The sequence below is a fragment of the Pseudomonas sp. genome (genome assembly GCF_037994325.1).
Taxonomy (GTDB): Bacteria; Pseudomonadota; Gammaproteobacteria; order Pseudomonadales; family Pseudomonadaceae; genus Aquipseudomonas.
Genome location: NZ_JBBNAH010000482.1, coordinates 1 through 5,638 on the forward strand (window position 1 = coordinate 1; position 5,638 = coordinate 5,638).

Sequence of the window (5,638 nt, forward strand, 5' to 3'; positions counted from 1 at the left end):
ATTGAAGCCAACCTGCAATGAGGTACCCGCATCAGTCTCGGCGCTAATGAGCAGGCGCTTTCCTGGCACGGCCATACGGCCAATGGCAGTGAAACCACTTTCCTGCGGCAGGGTAACGGTCAGGGTCTCCTGCGTAATGGAAGCAGGCATCGACGCGTGGCGGGCGGAAGCGTAAGTGCCCAGATCCTTCTGCGCCGTGCCAGCGATGCGTACATAGGCAATCAAATTGTCCGCGACATAGGCTTCCTGGAATTTGGACGGGTTCTTAATCTTGTCCATCGGGTAACTAATACCCTTGCGCACGGTATCGGCCCATAGAGTCCACAGTCGCAGACCGGTAGTACCGGACGTGGCAAACAGATCTTGCCCGCTGGTGTTGACACGGTTGATAGCTTCCGCCACCCCTTTTACCTGCGCAAAGAACGCCCGCGCACTTGGCAGGTTGGTGTCCCACCAGTTGGGATCGGTAGGCCAGCTACCCTCGGCAACCATCCTGATAAAATCCGGGTCCTGCGCATAAGTAGCCGCCAAGCGGATCGACTCTGCCGCCGTGCGTGTGGACGGCACCAAATCCCCCTGGAAATAGTTACCTGGGTAGCCTCCTCCGAAAAGCCCAAGCCCTTCGAGGATCTCGCCCCTGCTAACGTTTGTCGACCACCCATTGTCGTTGAGATACATGATCGGCACCCCGGCCTTCATCACCGACCGGACCTGCTCGGGCAGAGGACCATTGCCACGGGCGGCGTTGTCCAGCAACAGCAAGTGGATGCGTCCCGCACAGCTCGCATCCGATAACGCATTGCAGTTTGCATTGACCGGCGAAAACCCTGCCAGACGCAGCGCTGAAAGGCTTGCCGCGACATTGGGCCCGACGATGCTGACATTGAAGTTCTCAGGTACGGTGCCCCGAGGGCTGCCGGTAATCAGCCACTGCACAACACGCTTGAACAAAGGCATGTGCTCGGGAACGGAAGTCGGCAACGCTCGTAGCAGGTTGTTGCCATAAGCAACTGCCCGTCCGCCATTTTGCTGACTGATGCTGGCCAGAGGGTTGCCACCGTCGCCGATTATCAGCGGAAAGGTGTTATCCGGAGAGCCAGGAATCACGAACTGACTGTTAGTGCCCGGGTTATATGTGGAGCTTACGCCGTCATACAGACCTTCAAGCAGTTGCTTGCGCGCCGTAAAGCCCACTTCGATATGTTTGAGCAAACGCTTTGCCACCAGTTGGCTGTTGGACAGTTGCGCGGCATCACCGCTAACCAGCGCAGCGTCGATAGCGTTGTTTTGCGCTGCCTCTGCTTGCGCTTGAGCGGCTTCTGCCGCCGCCGCTGCTTCCGCCGCGGCCGCCTCTGCCGCAGCCGCCTCAGCCGCAGCAGCTGCTTCTGCCTCTGCTGCAGCGGCGTCCGCCTCAGCCTGAGCTTCTTCAGCAGTTAACTTGCGCGGCAAGCCGTAATGGGTTGCCAGCTCGACCGACCGGCTCCATTCGCGCTCGCCCGATACCTGATCATTGTCAAAGCTGTTGCCACCGGTTGGCCCTTGCTGAAGGCCCAAACCGCGAAGAATCTGCCCTGTCATGGAGGCCGAGCTGCTGCCCTCGTCATTCAGATACAGCACAGGAACTCCGGCCACCATCAGTGCCTTGATCTTTTCGGACAGCAGAGGGTCACTGGCGATTTCGTTATCGATCAGCAGCAGTTGAACACCGCTGGCACAGCTTGAATCAAGGATGGCATTGCAATTGGCATTGACCGCCGTAAAACCGGCCGCTTTCAGCCCAGTCAGGGAAGCGGAGACATTCGGACCGACGATGCTGACCCTGAAATTGTCATTTACACGACCATCAGCAGAACCGGTGATCAGCCACTGAAAAGCACGCTTGAACAGCGGAATGTGGTCCTGGGCAGTGCTTGGTAACGCCCTGAGCAGGTTGATGCCATACGCAATGGCGCGGCCACCGCCTTGGGTACTGATGCTCACCAGCGGGTAACCCTTGTCACCGACAATCAACGGAAAGCTGGTGGCTACGGAACCAGGAATAATCCACTGGCTAGCGGCCCCTGGCAGGTAGACGGATTTCTGATCCTTGTACAGATCGGTCAGCAACTTGTTGCGCGCTTCCAAAATCGGCTGCACTTGCTGCGGCAATCCATACTGCGCAGCCAAGTTGACCGACTGGCTCCAGGATCGCGCGCTTGGTACCTGATCATTGTCAAAGCTGTTGCCACCAGTTGGCCCTTGCTGAAGGCCCAAACCGCGAAGAATCTGCCCCGTCATGGAGGCCGAGCTGCTGCCTTCGTCATTCAGATACAGCACAGGAACGCCGGCCGCCATCAGCGCCTTGATCTTTTCGGACAGCAGAGGGTCACTGGCGATTTCGTTATCGATCAGCAGCAGTTGAACACCGCTGGCACAGCTGGCATCAACGATCGCATTGCAATTGGCATTGACCGCCGTAAAACCGGCCGCTTTCAGCCCAGTCAGGGAAGCGGAGACATTCGGACCGACGATGCTGACCCTGAAATTGTCGTTTACACGGCCATCGGCTGACCCGGTGATCAGCCACTGAAAAGCACGCTTGAACAGCGGAATGTGGTCCTGAGCAGTGCTTGGCAACGCCCTTAGCAGGTTGATGCCATACGCAATGGCGCGGCCGCCGCCCTGGGTGCTGACACTCACCAGCGGATAACCCTTGTCGCCGACAATTAGTGGAAAGCTCGTAATAGGATCGCCAGGCATAATCCACTGGCTACTGGCGCCTGGGAGATAGGCAGAACTCTGATCTTTATACAAAGTAGTCAGCAGTTTTCTACGCGCCTCGATCGTCTTTTGGACTTGCTCCTGCATAGCCTGGGATTGGCTTTGTCCTGCGGCGGTGGCGGGCAAATTTTGAATCATTTGCTCGATGCTGCTGTTTAACCGACCAGCGGAGAGGGATGTTTCGACGCTTTGTGTTTCAGCCGCTGCGCTAGCCCCAATGGATAAGCAGACGGCAAGCGCCGAACGACGAAACAGTGGATTGGATAAACGGCTCATGATTCTGACCTGCGTTCGGTGAAGGAGGAAAAATCCGCGGGCTGCACTGGAAGCCTCGGATAGCCAAATTCTCCTTCTCGCCGTCAGATAGATTCATCAGAGCCCACCCCAAGCCCTGTAAGGCAATGCTTACGAGCTGGAACCGTCCTTGATTCAGGTAAGAAACTTCTGAGTCAAAGGTTCAGCAAGCGCTAGCCGTCACAACTACCGAAAAAAACCCTCCTCTTTTTTAACCGACGCTAAAAGTCTGCTTCCCAGCGGTTTACGAACAGGGGCCATTTATCGCAATCTGCGCCGCAGGCTGCGAGAAAAATGCTCAGCAGTCTAAAGTTGTCATGAGCACTGACCGACACAGTTCCAGCGCAGCGCTGCGGTTTGAGAAAGCGCTGGCCGCCCGCCGTCGCTCTTTGATATTTTCCACCGTGATGGCCCTTTGACTGCTTCCTCACGATTGCTAATACTCTGCTGGTATGACGCCTGTGGTCTCGAACAAGGAATGGTCATTTGAAGCTGGAACTCAAACACAGCCTTTCGCTGAAACTGCTCCGTGTGGTGCTGTTATCGGCGCTAGTGGTCGGGGTGCTGTTGAGCTGCGCGCAAATCATGTTCGACGTCTACAAGACGCGCTCAGCGATTGCCGATGACGCCCACCGTATTCTCGACATGTTTCGCGATCCCTCCACCCAGGCGGTGTACAGCCTGGACCGCGAAATGGGCATGCAAGTTATCGAAGGCCTGTTCCAGAATGAGTCGGTGCGCGTGGCGTCCATCGGCCATCCGAACGAGCCGATGCTCGCCGAGAAATCTCGCGAACCCATGGTCCGAGCCACCCGCTGGCTGACCGACCCCATTCTCGGCGACGAAGCCACCTTCACCACCCAACTGGTCGGTCGCGGCCCCTACAGCGAATACTACGGCGACCTCGCCATCACCCTGGACACCGCTCGCTACGGCCAGGACTTCATCACCAGCTCAGTGATCATTTTTGTTTCCGGTGTACTGCGCGCCCTGGCCATGGGCCTTGTGCTTTATTTGGTTTACCACTGGCTGCTGACCAAGCCGCTGGCGAAGATTATTGAGCACCTCACCAACATCAATCCCGACCGCCCGAGCGAGCACAAACTGCCGATGCTCAAGGGCAATGAAAAGAACGAGCTGGGGCTGTGGATTAACACCGCCAACCAGTTGCTCTCCTCCATCGAACGCAACACGCACTTAAGACGCGAAGCCGAAGACAGCCTGCTGCGCATGGCGCAATACGACTTCCTCACCGGCCTGCCCAACCGCCAGCAATTGCAAACCCAGCTCGACCAGATTCTTGGCGACGCCGGCCGCCTGCAACGTCGCGTAGCGGTGCTGTGCGTGGGCCTGGATGACTTCAAAGGCATCAACGAACAGTTCAGCTATCAGATTGGTGACCAGTTGCTGCTGGCCCTCTCTGATCGCCTGCGTAGCCACAGCGGCCGCCTCGGCGCCCTCGCCCGTTTAGGTGGCGACCAGTTCGCGCTGGTGCAGGCGGACATCGAACAACCCTACGAAGCCGCCGAGCTGGCCCAGGCTGTGCTGGATGATTTGGAAGCACCATTCTTGCTCGACCAACAGGAAGTAATGCTGCGCGCCACCATCGGCATCACCCTGTTCCCCGAAGACGGCGACAGCACCGAGAAGCTGCTGCAAAAAGCCGAACAAACCATGACCCTGGCCAAAAGCCGTTCGCGCAACCGCTACCAGTTCTATATCGCCAGCGTCGACAGCGAAATGCGCCGCCGCCGCGAGCTGGAAAAAGACCTGCGTGAAGCCCTTACCCAAGGCCAACTGCACTTGGTTTACCAGCCGCAAGTCGACTACCGCGACCACCGCATCGTGGGCGTCGAAGCCCTGCTGCGCTGGCAGCATCCGGTACACGGCCTGGTGCCGCCCGACACCTTTATTCCGCTGGCTGAACAGAACGGCAGCATCATCCCGATTGGCGAATGGATTCTCGACCAAACCTGCCGTCAACTGCGCGAATGGCACGACCAAGGCTTCACCGATTTGCGCATGGCCATCAACCTGTCCACCGTGCAGTTACACCACGCCGAGTTGCCGCGTGTGGTGAACAACCTGATGCAGGTGTACCGCCTACCGCCGCGCAGCCTGGAGTTGGAAGTCACCGAAACCGGCCTGATGGAAGACATCACCACCGCCGCCCAACACCTGCTCAGCCTGCGCCGCTCCGGCGCGCTGATCGCCATTGACGACTTCGGTACTGGCTACTCCTCGCTGAGCTACCTGAAGAGCTTGCCGCTGGACAAGATCAAAATCGACAAAAGCTTTGTGCAAGACCTGCTCGACGACGAAGACGACGCCACCATCGTGCGCGCGATCATTCAGTTGGGTAAGAGTTTGGGCATGCAGGTTATCGCCGAGGGCGTGGAGACGCTGGAGCAAGAGGCCTACATCATTGCGCAAGGTTGCCATGAGGGTCAGGGCTATCTGTACAGCAAGCCGCTGCCGGCCAGGGAGCTGACTTTGTTTCTTAAACAGTCGCGCAGAATCTCGACCGCCAGCACCACCTTGTAAGCCATTTCCACCCAATAAAAACGCCCGCAATTGCGGGCGT

Annotated in this window: 2 protein-coding genes; one reads left to right on the forward strand and one right to left on the reverse strand. The window is 57.8% G+C overall.

Annotated features, from left to right (window positions below):
- On the reverse strand, nt 1-3,036 hold a 3,036-nt coding region (locus tag AAAB16_RS16350; RefSeq protein WP_340664273.1), incomplete at its 3' end, for an ImpA family metalloprotease.
- A gap of 504 nt (nt 3,037-3,540) precedes the next feature.
- On the opposite strand from AAAB16_RS16350, the gene AAAB16_RS16355 reads away from it, so the two are divergent.
- Nucleotides 3,541-5,598, forward strand: a complete 2,058-nt coding sequence (locus AAAB16_RS16355) for an EAL domain-containing protein (RefSeq protein WP_340664274.1) — start codon at nt 3,541-3,543, stop codon at nt 5,596-5,598.
- The last annotated feature ends 40 nt before the right edge of the window (nt 5,599-5,638 follow it).